General features: G+C 44.5%; 2 protein-coding genes. Both read right to left on the bottom strand.

Annotated elements, in window-relative coordinates:
• Positions 1-120: 120 nt before the first annotated feature.
• Positions 121-3,540 carry a helicase-related protein gene (locus tag QUA50_RS28600; protein WP_333263943.1) on the bottom strand — a complete coding sequence of 1,140 codons (3,420 nt, stop codon included), beginning with the start codon at positions 3,538-3,540 and terminating at the stop codon, positions 121-123.
• 262 nt (positions 3,541-3,802) lie between these two features.
• The coding region (locus QUA50_RS28595) for an Hpt domain-containing protein (protein ID WP_333392295.1) at positions 3,803-4,582 on the bottom strand (780 nt) is incomplete at its 5' end.

Genomic DNA, 4,582 nt, shown 5'->3' with positions numbered 1-4,582 from the left:
GGTATTTTAAAATCCCAAAAGCCTTTCGACCCCAATTATGCGATCGCTACCCCTTGACAGCTCAAGACAGTATCTACTGCACTAATCGCCTTGGCGGTTGCTATACAAAGCCACCTCATATTATACACTATTTTTCTGCAACGCTTCAGCAGGAATAATATACCGAGTAACTTGCTTAATTTCTTTAGCATCCGTCGCTAAATTATTAGCAGGATTTTGAATAATTAATAACTGCGGATTTTTAATCTCGCAACCCCAAACAACATACAACCAATAAGAATCTTTTAACTGTTGTGCTTTGCGCCACTCATTTACCGTTAAGGCTACTTCTTGATACAAATTAGCCCTTCCCTTCACCTCGATTCGACGCACCTCGGCAATTCCAGTTTCTGGATTTGTAGGCCCTAAACTGCGAATATCAAACCCACTACCATCGTGATTTTTACTAATATCTTCCGGTTCCCATCCCCGCTGTTTTTCGTAGTCAATCACGTACTGCATGGCAAATGCTTCGACTTCTGGGTCGTTCCGCATCCCCGGACTAGAGACCTCTACAGGTACAGGATACACCAAAGCGGTTCCCAAATAAGTCACTCTGCCCGATCGTACTATTTTGAGATAATCCAATTCTCCCTGCTTATTTTTATAACGTTCTTGCAAATCCCGCACCTTATTTTGAGCCGCATCTCTCGCCACCCGATAAGTTTCATCTCCCGCCGCCACTTTTGCCGCCAATTTCATCTGAGTAGATTGGGATTCTCTAATAGTATTTTCCATCGCTTGTTCTAAGTAATCTTGGCGAATTTGTAATTCTTTACTACAGCGCAATCGTTCCTCATTCATTAACCCTAATTGTACCTTGACTTTTAACCAGTTTTCGGCTTTTTGCTGTTGTTTGGGTGTGGGAAATTGGCAATCAGGAATTGGTACAGGATGGGGTGCTAAATCATGCAAACAATCGGGCGAAGCTAGGGATAATTCCCCTGAATCCTTTTCAACAACCGCACACAATTTAGCTCTAAGAACTCGATTCTCTCCCTTTTTGCCTTGCCCTTCAACCTGAACATTAAAAAAGTGAACGCGATAAGATTCTTGAGCATCAGCATCGACAAAAACAGCACAATGATGAGCTATTTCCTCATTTAATTGAAGGTCTAAGCGCTCAGCAATTGCCGCAAATAAAGGATGTCCGGGTGAAAGCAAATCGGCATCTTGATGAGACGCTGCTGCTAATTGTTCTTTATAAAACGTGAGTTTGGGATAACTTTTCTCCGGTGTACCCAACCGCCGCACTGCTTCTAAATGATTTGAGCGAAATTCCTCTTTTACATAACTTACCCGCCACAAACCATCAGCCCGCACTTCTAAATTAATCCGCAAGAAATCACAAATTCGCTTAAAGAATTCTTCCACATAACGCGGCATTAACCGCTGTTCTTCCGAGACATAATCTTGAGTTTTGGTGTGTCGAATTTGAGATAGATCGACGTGAGAAGTAGCCAAGGCGACACCCGTTGCTTTTTCTAATTCTTCTAGGCGTTTGGGGTCAAGCCGTTCTAATTGTTCTAAAACTTCATCTTCGGAAACTTTGCTATAAGTAGCTTCTCGCAAAAAATCCTCAAATCTCATGTCATTTAATTGCAGCAATTGACCAATAACATCAAAAACGCGATCGCCCATTGCTTTGCGAATTTCTTCGAGTTTACTTAGCAACTTATCTAAAACGCGACCTTCAACAGTATTGATGGCAACAAAGTTAAAAATATAAACATTTTGGCTTTGCCCAATGCGGTGAATTCGCCCCATGCGCTGTTCTAAACGGTTAGGATTCCAGGGTAAATCGTAATTAATCATCAAGCGACAAAACTGTAAATTTATCCCTTCCCCGGCCGCTTCTGTTGCCAAACAAATCTGCTTGTTAAATTGAAAATCTTTCTGGGCGGCTTTTCTGGCCAACACATTCATCCCACCGTGAATTTCACAAGTGCTGTAACCCCACTGTGTGAGATTCTGTTTAAGATACTCTAAAGTATCTCGGTGTTCTGTGAAAATCAGCAGCTTACCGCGTCCGTCTTTTAATTCTTCAAATTCTGCTCTTTTTACGCACTCTTTGAGTTTATTGAGTTTAGCTTCTGTGCCGATGTCAATGGTTTTTTGAGCTAGTTTAACTAATTTACCCAATTCCTGCAATTCTTCCCGCAGTTGGTCTAACTGTTCAGATACTGTTGACTCGATGGCTAATTCCTCTAATTGCTCCTCTTCGCAATCCTCACTTTCCTGTTCAGAGTCAGGAATTTTGCCTAATGTTAGCAATCGCTGGTGCTGTGCTTCGGGAGAAAGTTGACTGAGTTCTTCTAATAACTCAGCAAACCTGCGTTGTCGTCTTTTGAGTGAACTAAAAATCGCATTTAAACTGCTAGCCAATCGGCGCTGCAAAACAGTCCGCGCCAAAGCAACGGCAGCTTGCTTGCGACCTTTGGTTTTGCCCAAATATTTGTTAATATATTTAGTAACTCGGTCATATAAATCTTTTTCAGCAGGCGACAAGTCAAAGGAGACGGTAATCGGAAAGCGTTCTTTGAAAAGCTTGTGTCCTTCAAAGTCTCTCAATTCTTCTTTGATTCGGCGCAGGAACCAAGGGCAATTGTTCAGCTTTAAAATTTCTGGGTTGAGTTGATTTGAGATAAACTGATCGGCATCTAGCAATCGCAAAAAATTGTGAAACTGATCGACATCGCCTTGGTGGGGAGTAGCGGTGAGGAGAAGCAGGCGATCGCTAATTTTTGATAATTCTTCAGCCAGTTTATACCGACCAGTGCGTCGCAAATCTTCTCCCTGAGTGCGAGCTGAACATTTGTGTGCTTCGTCAATAATCACTAAATCCCAATCAACTTGTAAAATACTGGGGAGGATGTCATCGCGTTTGGCAAAATCAATAGAGGCGATACATTGACGAAACCTATCCCACGGATTTCCGGCTAATTGACCTTTTACTAATACTGAGTTAATGACTTCAAAGGTTTCGGAAAATTTGCTGCGGAGTTCATCTTGCCATTGAATTGTTAAAGGGGCTGGTGCTAAGATTAAAATGCGCTCGATAATGCCCCGTAATTTGAGTTCTTTGAGTAAGAGTCCCGCCATAATAGTTTTGCCTGCCCCTGGGTCATCTGCTAATAGGAATCGCAGGCGAACTTGAGGTAATATGCGTTCGTAGACGGCTTCTAGTTGATGGGGAAGGGGACGCACACCGCTGAGACTAACTGCGAAGTGGGGGTCGTAGGCGAAGGCGGTTTTGATGCGGGCTGATTCGATAAATAGGAAGAAGGAATTGCTGTCAACGGGTGTGGTGATGGCGGGTTGTTGGTTCGCTAAAATTTCTGTGACTGCTGCAGCACTCAGCATGGCATCGCCCAATTCGCCGGCACTGGTGCGAACTTGTAACAGCACGGTATCATCGATGGCGGTGACTCCTTCGACGGTGACTGTTCCGGTGAACTGTTCGGGGATGGAAATGCGTTTGCCGATGAGTTGGTCTAGCATAGGTTATAGGATTTGAGATTTGAGATTTTATACCAATTATTAAAAGTTGCAGATCTAGCGCGTCTCAATAGACTTTTTGCAAAAGTCCTTTCGAGCAAATTTTCGGACGGGCTCTCCGGCCCATCCCACAAGAGAAAAAACTTTTTGTGGGACGGGCTCTCCGGCCCGTCCCAGCTATTTTTGCAAGAGGTCTACTGTCTAAAACCAACCATATCAAAAACCCTCCCCGACCCACGAACCATAGTTAGTTATCAGTTGTTAATTATTCTGTCATTGTTTCGCTGTACTGCATTTCTATTTTTAACGCCGTTTCAACTCTTTGATACTCCGCCTCAACCTCTTCTAAAAGCGCGCTGGCCGGATCGGGTAAAGACTGGTTAGCATTTGTTCCCATGCGGCCCATGATTTCGAGTTCCTCGCACAGCTCAAACAAGCGAAAAGCACCGAGAGTACCGCTAATCGACTTTAAAGAGTGAGCCGATCGCCGCAAAGCCAGCGGATCGGCGTTGCACAGAGCCATAGAGATGCCTCGCAGCAGTTCGGGAGCTGTTTCGAGGTAAATCTCGATCGCCTCGTCTAAAGCTTCCACTTCTCGCAATCCCTCTATAATCTTGGCACTCAGGGACTCGTGCCCCTCTGACAAAGCCCGATCGAGATTTGATGCACCCCACTCGACGACTGCCGGCGAATTGGGAATTGTCTGTTGTGGATTTCCCGCAACAGCCACATTCGATCGCACTTCTAATTCACTCGTTCCTTCGATCTGTTCCGCCGGGGCATCCAAACAAACGATCGGCTGCAGACGATCGAATGCGGAGTTCGATCGAGATTTACACGCCATCAAAGCTTGCACCAACTGATCGATGGCGATCGGCTTGCTCAAATAGTCGTCCATCCCCGCAGCCATACACTCTTCGCGATCGCCCTGCATCGCATTTGCCGTCATCGCCACAATCCAAGGCCTTGTCGATTTTCGATTTTCGATTTTCGATTTTCGATTGTTAGATTCATCAGTCGATTTTCGATTTTCGATTTTCGATTT

The sequence above is a fragment of the Microcoleus sp. M2_D5 genome (assembly GCF_036701935.1).
Taxonomy (GTDB): Bacteria; Cyanobacteriota; Cyanobacteriia; order Cyanobacteriales; family Microcoleaceae; genus Microcoleus.
This window is presented reverse-complemented; position numbering and strand designations above follow the sequence as displayed.